Below are 18,819 nucleotides of genomic sequence, written 5' to 3' on the forward strand. Positions count from 1 at the left end.
GACCGAAGGAATCTCCTGATCCATTCTTTAGACTTTCTGAGCAACGAACGATTGCTTATTTTCGAACTGAAAGCAGTACCGAGCCTTGAAAACAAAAACACTCTTACTTTTTCTACTCCTCGCCACAGGTCAATTCGCCATGTCGCAGGACAGTCTATCAATCTCACAAGATAGATTCGTCATCAGTATACTCACATGCTCTCCTGGCACTGAAGTATATTCCGTCTTTGGGCACTCCTCTATGCGCGTGATAGACAGGCAAAACGATACCGATCAGGTGTATAACTTCGGCATATTCGATTTTGATACTCCCAATTTTGCATACAAGTTCTTAAAAGGAAAACTACAATATCAATTGGGCATCGTCCCAACCCCCTACTTTGTACAAACTTACACCTCAGAAAATCGACTTGTTTCAGAGCAGGTCTTGGAGCTTACTGACGAAGAAGAAATTGCCATTGTTAGAAGACTTAACTACTTATACTTACCCGAAAACAGGTTTTATTATTACTCATTTCTAAATAGAAACTGCTCTACGGAATTAAGAGACCTGCTTTCAGGCATAGATGCGGTCTTCTCAAAAGACACCCTTGAGGCTTCTAATCGAGACCTAATCAATCCTTACCTCGAAAGAACCCCTTGGCTAAGGCTCGGAGTGAATATGCTACTCGGTAAGATGATGGACAGCAATTCCAATCGCTTTCAAAGTGCTTTTTTACCGATCTCATTTGAGGAAGAAGTCGATAAGGCTTTACTCCATAACAAAGGAATGGTCATTGGCGAAAACAACCTCAATCCTTTACCCGAAGACTTGGGAACGAGTTATCAGAAAATCTTCTCCCCTTTGAAAGTGTTCTCTGTGCTCTTAGTCATTTTGTTATTCTGGAGCCCTAAGCCCGTTAAGGTTATGCTTTGCCTGATTATAGGTGCAGTGGGCGTTTTGCTTGGTCTGCTTTGGATCTTCTCTGGCCATCCTGAAATAAGGAACAATCTAGATATCCTATGGTGTAATCCTCTGTATTTGCTTTACATTCCTTTATTGATCAGAAACAAGGTGAGTAAGCTGCTTACTTATACCCTCTCAGGAAGCCTTATCTTGACCATTATCGTCTGGCTAAGCGGCATACAACAATTTGACATTGCTGTCATTCCCCTAATGCTGATTTTGGGTTTGGTTAATTTTAAATCCCTTACGCGTCACCCTGCTCCGAACCTTCGGAGTGTTTCAGGGTCTACTTAATCGAGATGCTGAAACCTGCCTGAGGCGCACAGGCAAGTTCAGCATGACTTACTCTATGACCGTCCATTCTACAATTTTAACACTATAACGAAAGAGTGTAAACTCATATACTTTGATAAGTATTAGCACTAGAACTGACTCAAGTCAATGTTTTTGAACTCTGAGTGGTTCAATTTGCAGATAAATTGATTAGAAGATATGGTAGAAGTAAAACCGCTAAATGATCTGGTCATATATCTCAGAAAGCTTATTGAAGGAAAGCTATGGCTAAAAGTGATTATCGCCATAATTCTAGGCTTGATCGTTGGGATGATCATGAACCCGGCTTCAGGTGTTTTCTCGGAAGCTCTAAGTCAAACAATAGGTAATTGGCTTTCCCTTCCCGGCAGGCTCTTTCTTAAGTTGGTACAAATGATTATGATCCCTTTGATTTTCGCTTCGATCATTTCAGGGATAGTTAGCAACAGCAACGATCAACTTAAAAAAATGGGATTTCGGCTCCTCACATATTTTTTGCTCACTACTACAGCCTCAATTGCCATTGGGTCGGCATTGACAATATTAATTCAGCCAGGTAGGTACATCCATGAGAAGAATGGTTTCAGTCTTGATCAGACTACCTCAATACAAAACGACACAGAAGCTCTCCCACTCACAAATATCCCCGAAGCAATTTCTGATCTGATACCTGAAAATCCATTAGCAGCCATGGTAACCGGTGAAATGCTTAGCATTGTTGTCTTTACCATAATCATTGGCATTGCAATCATCCAATTACCTAAAAAGACCATTCAACCAGTTTTAGGTTTTCTGGAAGCTATCGAAGAGATCAGCATGACCATTGTATCATGGGCCATGTTACTAGTGCCTTATGCGGCTTTCGGACTTATTGCTGAAATGACTGCCAGTGTGGGGATTGAGGGACTAGCTGGGATCGGCTATTACATTGGCGTGGTTTTGCTAGGCCTATTTCTCCTGCTTATACTTTACATGATCGTGGTTTTTGTATTAGGAGGTATGAACCCGTTTACATTTTTAAGTAAAATCCGTGAGGTACAGTTGCTGGCATTTTCTACTACGAGTTCGGCTGCGGTTATGCCTTTATCTATGAAAACTGCAGATGAAAAGCTAGGCGTGGCTTCTAAAATCAGCGACTTTGTGATCCCCGTAGGGGCCACAATCAATATGGATGGAACAGCTATATTTCAATGCATATCTGCGCTATTCATTGCGCAAGCATATGGTATAGAAATGGGAGTAATGAATACGTTATTAATCACCGTAACGATTGTGGCAGCCTCCATTGGCACCCCCGCCATCCCTGGTGGTGGTGTAGTAATACTTGCTTCGGTATTACAAAGTGCCGGTATTCCCACGGAAGGCTTGGTCATTATTGTCGGAGTGGACAGGATATTAGGAATGTTCCGTACTGCTGTGAATGTCACCGGAGACCTGACCGCTTGTGTCGTGTTTGATCGATGGCAAAAAAAGAATGAAACTCCCTAATCACATTTCGTCCTATAACAAAGACCAGCTGACTCATTATTTATGGCTGACATTACCAAAAGATACTTGGACAGCTAACCAAATAAATTCATTGTCTGAAAGTTTAAACTACCTCTTCTATGTCGAGATAACTATGTAGTGCACGAATCTACTGCCTAGTTCGCACTTGCAGTGCGGACTCATCTTATTCAAGATATGTACTCACAGCATGTGAGCACCATTTGTCTGTTCTTCTAATTGCCTTGATCTGTTTCTAATTCCTCGGTTTTCTCTTCGTCTTTTTTGGGAAAGAAGTGTTTGTCGTAGAAGTCAAACATACGCTGCCACTGGTCGTAGTAATCACTTTCTACACTGGCCCAGCCAGCACCATGGCCACCACGCATATAGTTGACCCATTGAACATCTTTTCCCAGGCGTCTTAGGGCATAGTACATCTCTCGGGAGTTTGTACCAGGCACATTCCAGTCGCCTTCACCACTGAGCAGTAAGTGAGGTGTCTTGACTCTGTCGGCAAAGAAGACTGCTGAGGTATTGAAGTACTTGATTGGAGCATCCCAGAATGAAGCACCTATCCTATCCTGTCCTACTTCTGCGGCTGCATAATTTCTTGTACCAATCTTAGGGCTATCACCCAAGAAGCTGATAATGTTTACTTTCCCAGATATATTGATGGCCGCTGCAAAACGATCGGTTTGGGTAATGATCAACGAGGTAGCATAACCTCCATAGCTGGTACCATGGATACCCACTTTATTATTATCGACCATCCCTTTGTCCACCAACATATTGATGGCCGAGGTGACTCCTTTTAACCAACCTTCACCTGGATAACCCTGCACCAAATCAACCGAAGGTCTAAGACCAAAGTAACCCTGGTTGGCCACAAGGTTCATAGAAGAACGATATCCGTTATTGAAGAAGGTCTCATAAACTTCAAGCACTAGTGGATATTGCTTACCTGGTTCGTAATCCACTGGATAGTATAAAATACCTTTGAGTTCCTTGCCATCGGCATCACGATAGCTGATTAACTCAGTGTTGGTCCATTTCTTATTGGCCACCCATGGGTTCAGATCTGTAAGCCGATTCTCTGAATTAAATACCAAAGTATTAGCGAATACTTCATTCGGCTTGTCCCCATCTGATTTACTATACACCACTCTGTCTCCAGTGCTTGCAAACCTCCAACCTGAATAAAGATTGTCATTGGTCATGAGGTCTTCAAACTTTCCTGAATTGATATTATATCGCTGAACACCTCTTTTCCATTGTTCTTTCTCCGAATATGAAACATACAGGTACTGACCATCTTCAGACCATTTTACCACATTTCTGTTAGGTAATTCCTTCTTTTCTTCCTCGTCTTCAGGAAGTTCATAGATCTGTTTTAGATCAGAACCATCAACGTTAATAGTCCACCAGCCGCCTTTCGAAGTCAGAAGCATTTTATCTCCATTGGCATGCCATCTACCTATCGAAAACTTAACCGCCTTCTCTTCGTCATCATCCTCAAAAGCCTTGCCTTTTGTTAGGTTTAAAGGCTCTTCGTCACCGAAGGTACTGACGCTACTCACATATACATTACCTGAGTCAACCCATGCAAAATGTGCATTGGTTCTATCCCAACTGAAGTTTCTGCGTCTCTTATTTCTCGGGTAAATATGCTTTGGCTCGTCAAGCTTATCCATGTTAACTATTGAAGCCTGATATTCGACTCCATCATTTCGTTTGTAAGAGGTCTTCATTCTGAAAGTCTCATTATAACGGAGGTATTGACCATCATCTGAAAGACTAACACCTGAATAGCTCGACTCAGGCAACAGGTCTTGTACCTTGCCGGACTTCAGGTCTACTTTCACTACTTCCGCAAGGCTACCTGTCAGGCCTATTTTATCCCACTTCAAGAAGTTATCATTGCCATCATAGACAACGATCGGCCCTTCGGTAGCTTCCTTATATTCGGCCATAGCTTTTTCCATCCAACCCTTCTTTCGCATGGCGAGTACCGCGGAACTACCATCGGCACTTACATCTATTCCAACATTTGTACTGATGATTCTATCATCCTTGACCTTTACATACCGGACTTTCTCCGATTTCATATCGTAGTAGGCCAAGACAAGTTTATCATCCTTTTGCTCAAAGAAGATCAGTTTCTCGCCATTATCATCCCACCTTAAGCTTGTCACGCGTGTGTCTTGATCAAATACGTTAGTCTCAGCACCTGTTTCGGTATTAATAATGACCAGCCTGCCCGGTCTTAAATTGAGGTAGCTCGGGTCTCTAAAACGGAAATGATCTGTACCAAACCGTGCACGGCCATCTGCAATGATACCGGCAAGGTACTGCCCATCATTACTAAGGGTTTGGCTGCCTAGTGATTTGACATTGATGGCATCTTCGACCGTAAAAGCCGTTTTCTGGGCTAAGACAGAAGTTACAAGAGCGAATAGAATAGTAAGGGATAGGATATATCTTTTCATGGTTGATGGTTTGTGATCCAAAATAGTCAATCGACACCGGATTGCTAATAATCTTTATACAACTGGTCTTTGATACCGTCACCCTGCTCCGAACCTTCGGAGTGTTTCAGGGTCTTTCCGATTTAGATGCTGAAACGAGTTCAGCATGACGTATACTTTAAAATGGTCCAGAGTGACGTAATCAAGGAAGTTCACCAATATTTAAACCAATGGTAATTTAGGATAGCCGACTTTTTCGTAAGCTTGCAGTCAAAGACCTCTACAATGAAAAGTTTACTGCTTCCGATCGTTTTGCTCACTGCAATTTCATTTACCGCTTCTGCTCCGGTTTATTGGGGACAAATAGGTCATAGGACCATTGGACATATTGCTGATGGCATGCTTTCGAGGAAAGCCACCAAGCATGTGAAACGTGTATTGGGCACTGAAACACTAGCAGAAGTGAGTACCTGGATGGATGAAATTCGATCCGATAATAGCTACCGATACGCCAACACATGGCACTATTGCACTATCCCTGATGGAATGACCTACGAAACAGCGCCTACGCAAGAAGGCGGTGATGTAATTTGGGCCATTGAGAAGATTATCAAAGAGTTAAAAGCCGGAGGCCTAAGTGCCGAAGATGAGGCCAAAAATCTGAAGTTCTTAGTACACTTGGTGGGTGACATTCACCAGCCATTGCATGTGGGCAACGGAGAAGATCGTGGTGGAAATGATGTGAAAGTTCAGTGGTTCGGCACCAATACCAACCTACACAGTGTATGGGACAGTCGTATGATTGACGGAAAGCAGTTCAGCTACACTGAGTTTGCCAATTGGGTAAATCATGCCTCAAAATCACAAATCAAAGCATGGCAATCTGCAACAGTTAGAGATTGGGCTATGGAATCCATGTCCTTCCGAGACCAAGTCTATGCTGTTCCTGAAAATGGAAGACTGAGCTACCGCTACTCTTACGACAATTTTGATCTTGTAAAGCAAAGAGTGCTTCAAGCTGGAGTTCGCCTGGCTGGTGTGATCAACGATATCTATAAGTAAAAGATGAGATCAGTTGCCTGGTAAGTATTTCGCTGGCAGTTTATACTCTGGAGTCTCTCCCATCCAAAATACGCTGACGATCCACCAGCGATCACCACCATTTAGCAGTTGAATACTGTTAATACCTCTGGCAAAAGGCTTTTCGTCTGCGAGGGTTTTACGCGATTCATAAGTGCTAAAGACATGCGATATAGTACCATAAGCTTCACTTTTACGGCTGATCTCCACTTCAAAGAAACCCATTTTCTCCAAGTTGGCACCCGCCTGATCAATGTACTCTTGTACTGTCCAAGTTCTATATCCTACACCATTGGGTCCTTTTCCTGTAGGCATTAATCGACCTTCCGGAATAAACAGACTCTTCATTCTATCCCAATCTCGCTTCTCACCTGCCGGGCCTGAAATCACATCGTACAAAGCAGCGATGATGGCATCCGCAGACTTAACATCTTCGGGTTTTGCGTCTTGTGCATTCAGAGATGTGGATATTAAAAAACAGAGAGCTAGGCTAAAAAGTCTTTTCATGGTCTTAGTTTTTTGGAAATTAGAGATAACCAGATTTCGGTCATTGGTTTTTCTTGCTGAAACCATGGAATATCTGTCCGAAGAAGGTCTTTGGGAATTTAGAAACTCCTGGAAAGCCCAGCTTGATCGACTTTCCACTCGAAGGAATATACGCAGTACCGAATAGGTAATCCCATAGACTCAGGGTCAAACCAAAATTCACCCCCCTTTGCCGATCTTCAGGCAAATCATGGGCATGATGCCACATATGCATATTGGGATTATTCAAGATATACTTCAGCGGACCAAGCTTCACTTTGATATTGGCATGATTCCAATGCCCTACAGCCAAAGTAAACATGTGCACAAAAAAGAAGTCGTCTATGCCAAAACCAATCATGGCGAGCGGTAGATATTCAATGGTCCGGTAAACAATGGTTTCCATCCAATGGTACCTCAGGTGTGCTGCAAAGCCCATTTGTTCTACAGAATGATGCACCTTGTGATACTCCCATAGCGCTGGAACTGCATGAAGTAACCTATGCGTCCACCATTGGATAAAGTCTCTTATGATGAATAAGGTGAACAACTGAAGAAAAACCGGCCAGGAACCAATTTCAATAGCGGCAAGGTTGGTAATGCCCATGTCTGACAGCAGTCCATTGAAGGCATCTACAACTACGTTTGATAAGGCATTGAAGATGATCAGCGAGAAGAGAAAGAAATTGAAGAACATGTAGAAGGCGTCTAACCAAAAGTCCTTTCTGAATTTTGGTTGATCTTTCCGCCATGGCCTAAGCCACTCCCAGGCCAGAAATATCAGAGAAATACCGATCAGTGCCCAGAAGTAATTTTGCCACCAAGGCTTGTAATCATATTGAAAGGTAATTTCCTGCCACAGATAATTGGCATAGCCTCGATATGCATCTCCTACAAACTGCCAGTCAATCATGCTAAATATTAGTGGTTATCATTGTTCTTTGACCACTAACATAATCAATTACCCACTTTGAGAATAACTTTTCATGCTTTCACTGAATAATGCTTCTTTACATTCAAATGAAAATTAACCCTATGAAAAGGACAAAGACTGTATTCAAAGTGATTTGCCTTGGCTTGCTCACTGTGAGCCTAATAACACCAAGTCATGATGCTTTAGCACAACGCAGAAAGAAAAAGAATCAAACTACTGCCGATACTCCTACGGAGAAAGCGCAAACCCCTCCAAAGAAAAAAGAGAAGACATACGAATCCTTGGTTAAAGGGATGAACGCTGATGAGGGCCTCTTTAAGGTTTACCAAAAGGATGGCAAGATCATGTACGAGATCCCTAAGGCTGAACTTGGAAAAGATATGCTATGGGTAACCAGGCTAGTTTCTGCTCCTGAGAATTTCGGTGGAGGCTTCGTTGGCTCAGGCTCTAAGATGATTGAGCAGGTAGTAAGATGGGAACACAGAGAAGGCAAAATCCTTCTGAAAAAAATCTCTTTCAATAATGTGGCCGATAGTACCGATGCTATCTACAAATCGGTAATGAACAACAACTTTGCTCCCATCATTGGATCATTTAAAGTGACTGGCCAACCCGAAGACTCAAGCGCCTACCTGGTAGACGTAACCAAGTTCTTCACTGGCGATACTAAGGCCATTAGTGCGATGAACTCTCGTTTCAGAAGCTCCTTTCAGGTAAGGAGGCTCGATGCTGAGAAAAGCTATACCGAATCCGTAAAGAGTTTTCCGCAAAATATTGAAGTACGTCAGGTAATGACTTATGATGCTGGTAGGCCTCCTTCTAATGGCAATACTGGCTTAATCACTATGCAGGTGGCGCAGTCCATGATCAAGTTGCCAGAAAACCCTATGATGCCTAGACTTGCCGATCAACGCGTGGGTTGGTTTACAATGGGTAATATCAATTTCAGCTCTGATAAGCTCAAAGGAGATCAGGTACGCTTCTTGAAGCGATGGAGATTAGAGCCTAAGGACCCGGCAGCTTATGCCAGAGGCGAATTAGTTGAGCCTGTAAAACCGATCGTTTATTATCTAGATCCCGCAACTCCTGAGAAATTCAGAAAGTGGTTCAAATTGGGCATTGAAGATTGGCAAGTGGCTTTTGAGGCAGCTGGTTTTAAGAATGCAATCATAGCCAAAGACCCTCCTTCTAAAGAAGAAGATCCAGATTGGAGTCCAGAAGACACACGTTACTCCACCGTGCGCTACATCGCCAATATGACGAGAAATGCGACTGGCCCAAGTACTGCTGATCCAAGAACTGGTGAGATCATTGAGAGTGACATCATTTGGTATCACAATCACCTTAGATCCTATAGAAACTGGTACTTGATTCAAACTGGTGCGGCTAACCCTAGAGCAAGAACACTGAACACTCCGGCTGAGGACATCGGGGAAATGATGAGAGCCGTCATCGCTCACGAAATTGGTCACGCGCTGGGATTACCGCATAACATGAAAGCGAGTTCTTCTTATCCTGTGGAGTCTTTAAGAAATCCAGAGTTTGCTGAAGAATATGGAGTAGCACCAACCATTATGGACTATGCTCGTGTGAACTACATTGCTCAACCGGGTGATGGGGTGACTAGGTTTATCCGCAAAATCGGTCCATACGATAAGTATGTAATCAATTGGGGCTACCGAGTGATTCCTAATGCTTCTAACCCTGAAGCAGAAAAAGCCACTTTAGACCAGTGGATTCTGGACAAAGCTGATGATCGCATGTTCCGTTTCGGTAGTAGCAATGGTTCTAACCCAGAAGCCCAGACAGAAGACCTTGGCGATAACAGCGTCCTGGCGAGTACCTATGGCATGGAAAACATCATGAAGGTGGTGCCTAATCTTTTAGATTGGACGACTACTGACGGTGAAAACTATGACGATACGCGAGAAATTTATAATGAGGTGATCGGACAATGGAGAAGATTTGTGGGTCACGTGATTACCAATGTGGGTGGTATTACTGAAGACTTTAAGTCTACCGATCAGGAAGGCACTGTTTATAATGTAGTTCCTGAAGCACAGCAAGTATCTGCCATGAACTGGATGCACAAATATGCCTTTGCTAAACCAGATTGGCTTCTTGACGAGGATTTACTAAGGAAAATGGAAAGCTATGGTGCTGTTAACCGTATCAGAGCGACACAAGTGTCTTTCTTAAACAGACTACTCGATCCAACCAGGGCACAGCGCCTTATCGAAGCTGAAGCTTTCAAAGGAAGAAATACCTATACCATATATCAGATGTTTGCTGATACTAGAAAAGGTCTCTTTTCCGAGTTAGCCAGTGGTACGGCCATTAATACCTATAGAAGGAATCTTCAGAGAGCCTTTGTTGAGCGCTTAGAATTCATGATGACCAATGAAGTGAGTCAGTTTCAGGCGAGACAGGTGGATATGAGTCAATCTGATATAAGACCAGTTGTGAAATCTGAGTTGAAGACACTGCAAAGAGAAGTTAATAGTGCTATAGGCAGGTACTCTGACAGAGCAAGCCGAGTTCACTTGGAAGACTTGAAGGATAGGATTGCAGATATTCTAGATCCTAAATAGAGCAGTCTATTTTCAGTATAAATAAGGAAGGGCCCCGTGTGGGCCCTTTTTTCATTCTCAACTCAACTAAGATTTGACATAAATAAATGCATGGGATCACGTGCTGACCCCATGCCTGACACAACCAAAACTTTTGGGCAGAATTGCTTAGAAGCGCCCAGAGAATTGACTTGACTGATTGTCTTCACTTCGTAAAATCACCCACACGAAGTATGAATCGAAACCCCAACATCAAGCACTTAACTAAGCCTTATCTCAGTAAATTCAGCATAGCCTTTGTGCTTTCAGTACTAATATGAAATGAAATAAACGTCTGTAGAACTAGTAATTGGTAATCAGCTAGGCAACTTGTATACATGATGGCTTCTTTCTTATAAGTGTATGTTATTCCACTTTTTGAGTACCTGCATCAAATTGTCCTTTTTCCGCACGGAAACAGGTAATGTGGCCCCATTTGTCATAATTAAAGACCCACCTTCACTTCGCTCAAATCGCTTGACATGGTTAATATTTACCAGATAGGAATGGTGGATTCGGACAAAATTTGATTCGTTCATAAACTCCTCATATGACTTGAGGTTTTTCGACACCAAGATCTCTTCATCATTCAAGAGAACAAATCGCGTATAACTACCCTCAGCTGCACACCACAGGATGTCATTCATTTCTACGACATGCATGCATTCAGAATCGCTTAGGACAATCTTAGCTCCATGGTTGTTCCTATTCAAATGATTTTCTAAAATCTCAATTCTGGCCTGTAGATTAAGACCAATTTTGCTTGCCTTCGCTTTCTCTACAGAATTTATAAGATCCTCTGAATCAATAGGTTTTAGCAAAAAGTCTAAAGCACTACATTTGAAAGCGTCAATCGCATACTTGTCATGAGCTGTAATGAAGATCACCTGACTTGCCAGATGGGGATTTGACTTGATTAGATCAACACCTGTACCATCATCCATTTCAATATCAAGAAAGATTAGATCTGGTGCTTTCTCATCGATGAGTTGTTGACCAGATGCACAACTCTGTGCCTCTCCGATTACATTTATCTCCGAACAGTATATCTCGAGCAGTTTAATTAGACCTGCCCTGATATGAGGTTCATTGTCTATGACGACAGCATTCATCAATCGAATTGAATAGGAAGTTCAAAAATCACCTCGGTACCAATGACTTCATGATTTTCACCGAGTTTATCCTTAGCAATAAAAGAAATATTCCGCTTAAGCTGTTTCTTCAAGAGCTCGATTCTGTCTTTTGTAATCTTAGTAGCGAGGGGTTCATGATCACTGCCCTTATCCCTTTTAGCCTTTTTCAGCGCTGTAGCCTTAGAAAGCCCTACTCCATTGTCCTCAACTTTGAACATTAAAAGGTCTCCCTCTTGCTTAAAGCTGACCTGTATTAAGCCATCCATGATTTCTGCAATGCCATGTTCTAGTGAGTTCTCAATAAAGGGTTGGGCAAACATGGGTGGGATCATAATTTCATTAATGTCGTCTATCGTATCAATATCTATTCGATAGTCGAAACGGTTATCGAAACGAATCTTTTGAAGATCGAGATAATGCCTAAGCGTTGATACCTCGGCATCTAGCGACACCAAATCTCTCCGACTGTTTTCCAAAATCCTTCTCATCAACTTCGCAAACTTGGAGAGGTAGTTTAAGGCATTGGAACCTTGTCCTTTGTCAATTAGAAAAAGCTGGATGGAAGAAAGCGCATTGAAAAGGAAATGTGGATTCAACTGAGACCTTAAAAGATCATTCTTGGCCTTTTGTTTAGCCAGCTGTTCCATTTCTAACTTGGATTTAAAGACCTTATAGAAGTATAAGAATGTAACAATGAGAAGTAGCACGAGAGCACCGAAAAGTAATAATTGTGTCCTTTGGCGTGCCTCGCTTTCCTTTTGAAGTAAGTTCAATGAGGCGATTTTATCCTCCTTCTCCTGAGTTTCATACTTGGCAGAAAGCCTCTCTATTCTTTGATTGGCCTTTACCTGATTCAAACTGTCCTGGAGACGGCCTCTCTCTTGTTCATAACCAAGGGCATTCTTGTAATCTCGCCTGTCGCTAGCCAACTCAACCAGCCAGTTTAAAGCATTAATCTCATTTCGTGTTACTTCATAGGCCCTTGCTAGCTCCAAACTCTCTTCCGCATAGTTATAAGCCTCAGACAGCTGATTCTGAGCAGCGAGTGTCTTGCTTCGATACAGATGAGAAGTAATGAGGAAGCCATACTCCTCTATCGGGGTCACTTCATCCCTCAATTGATTAGCATACTTAATAGCACCTCGATAATCACCATTGAGGTAGGACCCAATGGTCAACGAATTCAGGGCATGCCATTTGATAGCAATTTCATTAGTCACCAGCGCCAGGTCATAGGCCCTTTTGGCATAATAAAATGAGGAGTCTCCTACCTCCATTCTGCTATATGCTGTCGCCAGATTTCCAACAGCTGTGGCAATCTGAGACGAATCCTTTAAGGCTTCGGCAAGGACAAGTGATTTGTAATAGTATTTTACCGCCAGGTCATCCCTATCAAGACCGGCATAAGTCACTGCTATGGCATTAATCGAAGCCGCCTCTACTTGCCTTTTACCAATTGATCTGGATATGTCTAATGCCTTTTCGAAATAAACCAAGGCAGAGTCATCCTGATCTTCTCTGGCAAACAGATTACCGATGAAGTAGGTGAATTGCGCATAGTACAATGAATCTCCATTGCTCAAGGCGTGATCGATCGTTTCGTCAAGTAAAGCCCTTGATTTGACCACCTCATCCTGATATTTGAGGTGAATGAAACGTATGTTAATCGCCTTGTAGTAAACAGATTTGTAATCTTTTTCGGCACTAATGCTCAATACAGAATCGAGCGAATTATCGAACTGGGAAAAACCGGGTTCATAGGTGGATTCATCGGCATAATTAAAAGTGAATATTACACGATAAAGAGAGTCTAAAACACCCGTCAACGCTTTCTCTTCAGCGTTTTGAGCCCAGGACATAGTACTTATGCAAATCAGGGCGCCAATTACGAGGCCAGCCCTCATCCTAATTGGAATCATCGTCAAGTTTAGTTTTAGTTGTCAATCTAATTTAAGCTATTGTAATAACTCATTCCCCAAAGCTTGAGGTCAATTGATAAGTGTAGCCCCTCAGTTGATAAATGTGAGTGAAAACAGGTATCAGCTTACCCCCAAAATCATTATTGAACCACTCTCATATTTGACTTTGAAATGATAGGACCTTTGAAGTATATTATCCCCTTGAACAAATCATAACTAAAATTCTCAATATGAAATCGCTTCGAATGTTACGCCTACACTTAGTGTTGCTGCTTTCATTCACTGTATTGCAAACAAGTTTGTTAGCTCAGAGTGACCCTACGGGTAAGTCTGCTGTGACCAGTACTTATGCAATTACCAATGCTACGGTGATAACGATGCCGGGTAGTGAAATGAAGGATGCCACTGTGGTAGTCAAAAATGGATTAATAATAGGTGTGGGAAAAAATGTTTCCATACCGAATGACGCAGAGGTAATCGATGCAACTGGGCTATACGTATACCCAGCTTTTATCGATGGTATGTCTAATACCGGTGCCAAAAGACCTGAAAGTCTACCAAGACCTCAAAACCTCTTTACACCAGATCCACCGAACGATTATGCGGGTATTACTCCCGAAAACAGCGTAATCAGTCAAATAGATATTAAGAGTAGCAGCATCACCAACATGAGGAAAGTTGGTTTTGCCATCTCTCATAGTGTGCCTTACGGAAGAATGCTTCCGGGTTCAGGTTCACTTTTACTGCTCAACGAAGCCACTCATATGGATGAGATCATTCTGGCCAAGGATGTAGCGCTTTATGCACAATGGGTAGGTGCTCCAGGAGCATACCCTGGCAATATCTTAGGTATGATGGCCAAGTGGAGAAACCTTTACCGTAATGCGGAAAACCACAAGAACCATACAGAGCTATATGCTCAGAACCCTGCTGGTCTACCAAGACCTGTTAATGATAGAGTAAGCTTAGCTTTCCACCCTGTGATCGGGAAAAGTAAGCCAGTAATGTTCGATGTAAGCAGTATGCTGGATGTAAGACGCGCTATGCGCCTTCAAAATGACCTTGGTTTCGACCTGATCGTTTCAGGTGTTAAGCAAGCTTGGGATTTGGTAGACGAATTAAAGGCTACTGGCACACCGATATTCTTATCGCTTGATCTTCCAGACAAGCCAAAAGATGCCAAGGGTGATGATGTTTCAGACGAAGTCAGAGCGCTCGAGGCCAGACGTATGGAATTCTATAACAAATATGTAAGTCAAGCTGCAGCCTTGCAATCAGCAGGTGTTAAGTTCGGTTTCTCAGCCAGAGGTACTAGTGCCAGCAAGATCAAAAAGAGTGTTATGACCTTGATTGAAAATGGTCTCAGTGAAAGTGATGCATTAGCCGCTTTGACTACCAATCCTGCTTCAATGCTTGGTATTGATCAAGTAGCAGGATCCATCGAGAACGGTAAAATGGCTAACCTCATGGTTTCAACCGCTCCTTACTTCACTAAGGATTCTCAGATTAAAATGATGTTTGTAGATGGTACCAAGCATGTTTATGAAGTAAAAGAGAAAAAGGCTAAGAAAGACACCGACACTGCAGACGCTGAAGAGGCCCCTGCAGCAGGAGGAGATGCGCTTGTAGGTACTTGGTCTTATGAGCTGGTAACACCAGGAGAACCTCAAGGTGGTAAAATGATCATCAAGAGAGAAGACGGTAAATACTCTGGAGTATTGACAAGCAATGATGGAACACCTGACAACGACATGAATAACATCAATTTTAGAGATGGTCAATTAACATTCGATTTTGACATTGATGCTGGTGGCCAATCTGTAACTGTTGTAGTTGAGGGTAGCATCTCCGGTACCGAATTTGATGCTGAAGCTTCGGTTTCCGTAGGCGGTCAAAGCTTTGAATTAGGATTTACTGCTTCAAAAGACGGTAAGTAATCGACTCAAAAAGATACAAATCATGAAAATGAAAAATATACTAACCCTTCTCCTCGCCTTCTTTAGCACAGTGGCACTGGCACAAGTCCAAAAAGGAGATATACTTATAAAGAATGGAACAGTTTTAACTGTTACCAATGGTACGCTTGAAAATACCGATGTATTAGTGAGAAATGGTAAAATCTCTAGAATCGGTAAAGGGCTTCGAGCTCCTAGAGGCGTGGAAACTGTAGATGCCACAGGAAAATTCGTAATGCCTGGTATCATTGATGCACATTCCCATATTGCGGGTAGCGCTATTAATGAAGGAACAAGTCAAGTGACAGCTGAGGTAAGCATGGAAGATGTTGTGAACCCGCTTGATGTCTCCATCTATCGTGCTTTAGCCGGTGGTGTGACAAGCATTCACCTGATGCACGGTTCGGCTAACGTAATTGGTGGTCAGAACGAAACGATGAAGCTAAGGTATGGCACGACTAATCCGGATGATCTAAGGTTTGAAGGAGCTCCGAGAACCATCAAGTTCGCCTTAGGTGAAAACCCAACTCGTGGTGGCCGATCTAGAGGCATCCAACCTCAAAGTCGTATGGGCGTTGAAAACATGCTCAGAAACTCTTTCACAGAAGCGATCGCTTATCGCAAAAAATGGGATGCTTACAATGCCGATAAATCTGCCAGAAAAGTTGCTCCTGAGTATGATCTCAGAATGCAGACCTTGGTAGACATAATGAATGGAGATGTACTTGTTCACTGTCACTCATATAGAGCAGATGAGATTTATATGTTAATGAAGGTGTTTAGCGATTTCGGTATTCCGAAATTGACATTCCAACATGCTAATGAAGCTTACAAAGTGGCACCTGAACTGGCTGCTTTTGGGGCAAGCGCTTCAGTATTTGCCGATTGGTGGGCATATAAACTGGAAGTATATTACTCTACTGCATACAACGCGGCCATCTTAACTGAAAATGGTGTGCTTACTTCAATTAATTCGGATTCAGGAGAATTAATCAGACACCTTTTCCATGAAGCCGCAAAAACGCAGAAATATGGTAACCTATCGGATGATCAGGCACTAGCCCTTATCACACTCAACCCTGCAAAGCAATTAGGCATTGACAACAGAGTTGGATCGATCGAAGAAGGCAAAGATGCTGACATTGCAATTTTCGAAGGTCACCCACTATCTGTTTACGCTATTCCATTGATGACTTTTGTGGATGGTATCAAATACTTTGACAAATCTGAAGATAAAGGCGATGTTAGAATTTTCATCAATCCGGAGTCTTCTATTGAAGAAGTAATGATTTATGACAGACATGATGATCACAGATGCCTTGAAGGGGCTAATGTATTGTCACTCGAAGAATTATTCTCTAACAAAAAATGATAAGAGAGATGAAAAATATAAGAACATTATTCGCAGCGTTACTCATGCTTGCCATCACTCCTCTTATGTCGTTTGCGCAAGAGGATGATCAGGTAATGAAAGCGCGTTCTGGCAAGTTTGCCTTAACAAATGCCAAGATTTATACCGTTACGAATGGTATTATCGAAAACGGTACGATCATTATTAACAATGGTATTATTGAAGCTGTTGGCGCGAACGTGAGCATTCCAGCTGATGCTGAAGTCTTTGACTATCAGGGGAAAGAAATTTACCCAGGTATGATCGATGGAGGTACTACACTAGGTTTGGCTGAGATTGGAAGTATCTCAGAAGCCAATGACTTCAGAGAATTTGGTACACTAACTCCTCAAATGCAGGCACTGACTGCAGTAAACCCTAACTCAACTGCCATTCCGGTGACAAGAGTCAGCGGTGTCACTACGGTTTGGACTATGCCTAGAGGTGGTGTTCTTTCTGGTACTGCCGCGACAATCAACCTGTTCGGTTACACGCCAGATCAGATGTTCGCAGGTTCTAAAGGAGTTGTAATGAACTTCCCTTCTACTGGTGGTGGAAGAAGGTTCAGAAGACTTTCTCCTGAGGAAGCTAAAAAGAGACAGGAAAGAGCACTCAAAACAGTTAACGATGCTTGGGACAAGGCTGAACTTTATGCTAAGCTTGAGAATTCTGATGAAGTAAGGTCTTACCCTGAAATTGAAGCTTTAGTACCTGTAGTTAAGGGTGAAATGATGCTTTTCATTGAGGCAAATGCTGCTAAGGATATTGTTGCGACCATCGAGTGGGTAAAAGAGAGAGGTTACAAGCAAGTAATCCTAACGGGTGTAGCCGAAGGCTGGAGAGTAGCGGATCAAATTGCAGAATCAGGACTACCAGTGATTACTGGACCGGTTCAAGCGATTCCTACCCGCCAATCTGACGCTTATGATGCCGCTTATGCAAATCCTGGTATTATGGCTAAAGCAGGTGTTAAAGTTGCCTTAAGAACAATGGATTCTGAGAATGTCAGAAACTTGCCTTACCATGCAGGTTTTGCTGCTGCTTACGGCATGGGACGTGAAGAAGCTTTGAAAGCAATTACGATCAATGCAGCCGAAATTCTCGGCATTGGCGATCAGGTTGGATCAATTGAAGTAGGTAAGAAGGCTAATATCTTCGTTGCTACTGGCGATCCTTTTGAGACAGCTACAAAAATTACAGACCTATTTATTGATGGATATAAAGTACCGATGACTTCACGTCAAATCAGACTTTATGACGAATTCTTAAATAGAACTCCTGGTGTTGACAAGGACAAGAAAGCCATCGACATCAAGAAAAGATAACCACTTCAACCTCAACCTTAGAAAGGCCCCGCCCCGAGATTTCGGTGGTCGGGGCTTTTTTTATTCACCCAGTCAGGCGTAAACCTGAGTTTGTTTTCATTTCACTTTAACCCAAAGCTCCACTCCCTTTGACTTAAATGGAGCAATCCATTCTCCATTTACCTTGACTTCAAAAACGCCCTCAAAAGAGCTCTCATCCACTTTTGTCCAGCGCTGGCGGTAATCCATCACTAAACCTCCTTTAGGTGCAGTTCTCTTAAGAAAGGGTGCATATTGACCTTCAGCATAATGGAGTTCGATGTCACGGGCAATTACACCATTTTTGTACTCAACAAATCCCCTACCGACTAAGAGACCACCAGGATCGTTATACACCGAACTAATCACAAACTTCTCTTCAACGCCATCCCATGCAATCAAAGCGCTATTTTCGATAGTTTCAACACCATCCCGAATGTTCCGGTTTCTTGAGAATATATACGTTCTATTAGGACCCCACTCAAAATCCATGAAGGCAGTGAACCCTTCCAGTGCCAACTTCCATGTGCCAACTAAATAGGCCAATTGCTCATTTGGGTTTTCGCTTGTGGTATTGCTTTGGCCACTTACATCTTTTAATAAAAAAGAGAGAAGACATAACGTAAAGATCAATCTTGTACTCATAATGATGATTTTGCATTATGAACGAAATTGAGAACTCTGCTTTTTATGTTTTATGCCAAACTGGCTTTAGTAAGTACA

Annotated in this window: 13 protein-coding genes; 7 read left to right on the plus strand and 6 right to left on the minus strand. The window is 42.5% G+C overall.

What is annotated here, in order from left to right; translation table 11 throughout:
- The first annotated feature begins 85 nt into the window (after positions 1-85).
- Together BFP97_RS05100 and BFP97_RS05105 are read left to right on the plus strand one after the other, a co-directional pair.
- Positions 86-1,240: a DUF4105 domain-containing protein gene (locus tag BFP97_RS05100; protein WP_139135192.1), complete on the plus strand. Its 1,155-nt coding sequence runs from the start codon at positions 86-88 to the stop codon at positions 1,238-1,240.
- A gap of 198 nt (positions 1,241-1,438) precedes the next feature.
- The gene (locus tag BFP97_RS05105; RefSeq protein WP_069841381.1) at positions 1,439-2,746 is read left to right on the plus strand and encodes a dicarboxylate/amino acid:cation symporter; all 1,308 of its coding nucleotides are present in this window, start codon (positions 1,439-1,441) and stop codon (positions 2,744-2,746) included.
- A 233-nt stretch (positions 2,747-2,979) separates the two neighbouring features.
- Here the strand turns inward: BFP97_RS05105 and BFP97_RS05110 are convergent, their stop codons facing one another.
- Positions 2,980-5,229 carry an alpha/beta hydrolase family protein gene (locus BFP97_RS05110; RefSeq protein WP_069841382.1) on the minus strand — a complete coding sequence of 750 codons (2,250 nt, stop codon included), beginning with the start codon at positions 5,227-5,229 and terminating at the stop codon, positions 2,980-2,982.
- 264 nt (positions 5,230-5,493) lie between these two features.
- Here BFP97_RS05110 and BFP97_RS05115 point away from each other — a divergent pair, with 264 nt between their 5' ends.
- Positions 5,494-6,270, plus strand: coding sequence for a S1/P1 nuclease (locus tag BFP97_RS05115; RefSeq protein ID WP_069841383.1), 777 nt, complete (start codon positions 5,494-5,496; stop codon positions 6,268-6,270).
- Positions 6,271-6,279: 9 nt separating this feature from the next.
- On the opposite strand, the gene BFP97_RS05120 is transcribed toward BFP97_RS05115, so the two are convergent.
- Complete coding sequence (locus BFP97_RS05120; RefSeq protein ID WP_069844205.1) at positions 6,280-6,795, minus strand: hypothetical protein; 516 nt, start codon at positions 6,793-6,795, stop codon at positions 6,280-6,282.
- A gap of 40 nt (positions 6,796-6,835) precedes the next feature.
- Positions 6,836-7,726 carry a sterol desaturase family protein gene (locus tag BFP97_RS05125; RefSeq protein ID WP_069841384.1) on the minus strand — a complete coding sequence of 297 codons (891 nt, stop codon included), beginning with the start codon at positions 7,724-7,726 and terminating at the stop codon, positions 6,836-6,838.
- 122 nt (positions 7,727-7,848) lie between these two features.
- Between BFP97_RS05125 and BFP97_RS05130 the strand changes: the two genes are divergently transcribed.
- The gene (locus tag BFP97_RS05130) at positions 7,849-10,338 is read left to right on the plus strand and encodes a zinc-dependent metalloprotease (RefSeq protein WP_069844206.1); all 2,490 of its coding nucleotides are present in this window, start codon (positions 7,849-7,851) and stop codon (positions 10,336-10,338) included.
- Between the two features lie 371 nt (positions 10,339-10,709).
- On the opposite strand, the gene BFP97_RS05135 is transcribed toward BFP97_RS05130, so the two are convergent.
- Together BFP97_RS05135 and BFP97_RS05140 are read right to left on the minus strand one after the other, a co-directional pair.
- A complete protein-coding gene (locus tag BFP97_RS05135) occupies positions 10,710-11,468 on the minus strand; it encodes a LytR/AlgR family response regulator transcription factor (RefSeq protein ID WP_083262437.1) in 759 nt (252 codons plus the stop codon).
- Positions 11,468-13,408: a histidine kinase gene (locus BFP97_RS05140; RefSeq protein WP_083262438.1), complete on the minus strand. Its 1,941-nt coding sequence runs from the start codon at positions 13,406-13,408 to the stop codon at positions 11,468-11,470. The genes BFP97_RS05135 and BFP97_RS05140 overlap by 1 nt, the downstream gene beginning before the upstream one ends.
- Before the next feature lie 245 nt (positions 13,409-13,653).
- Here BFP97_RS05140 and BFP97_RS05145 point away from each other — a divergent pair, with 245 nt between their 5' ends.
- From BFP97_RS05145 to BFP97_RS05155, 3 genes are read left to right on the plus strand one after another with little or no spacing between them, the layout of a single operon-like run.
- Positions 13,654-15,345, plus strand: a complete 1,692-nt coding sequence (locus BFP97_RS05145; protein ID WP_170827406.1) for an amidohydrolase family protein — start codon at positions 13,654-13,656, stop codon at positions 15,343-15,345.
- A gap of 28 nt (positions 15,346-15,373) precedes the next feature.
- Positions 15,374-16,735, plus strand: a complete 1,362-nt coding sequence (locus BFP97_RS05150) for an amidohydrolase (protein WP_069844208.1) — start codon at positions 15,374-15,376, stop codon at positions 16,733-16,735.
- An 8-nt stretch (positions 16,736-16,743) separates the two neighbouring features.
- Entirely contained in the window at positions 16,744-18,078 is a 1,335-nt protein-coding gene (locus tag BFP97_RS05155; protein WP_069844209.1) for an amidohydrolase family protein, read from the plus strand.
- 96 nt (positions 18,079-18,174) lie between these two features.
- On the opposite strand, the gene BFP97_RS05160 is transcribed toward BFP97_RS05155, so the two are convergent.
- Positions 18,175-18,741: a hypothetical protein gene (locus BFP97_RS05160; RefSeq protein ID WP_069841387.1), complete on the minus strand. Its 567-nt coding sequence runs from the start codon at positions 18,739-18,741 to the stop codon at positions 18,175-18,177.
- Positions 18,742-18,819: the final 78 nt, after the last annotated feature.

Origin of the sequence: Roseivirga sp. 4D4 (assembly GCF_001747095.1) — a bacterium.
In the GTDB taxonomy this organism is placed as follows: domain Bacteria; phylum Bacteroidota; class Bacteroidia; order Cytophagales; family Cyclobacteriaceae; genus Roseivirga.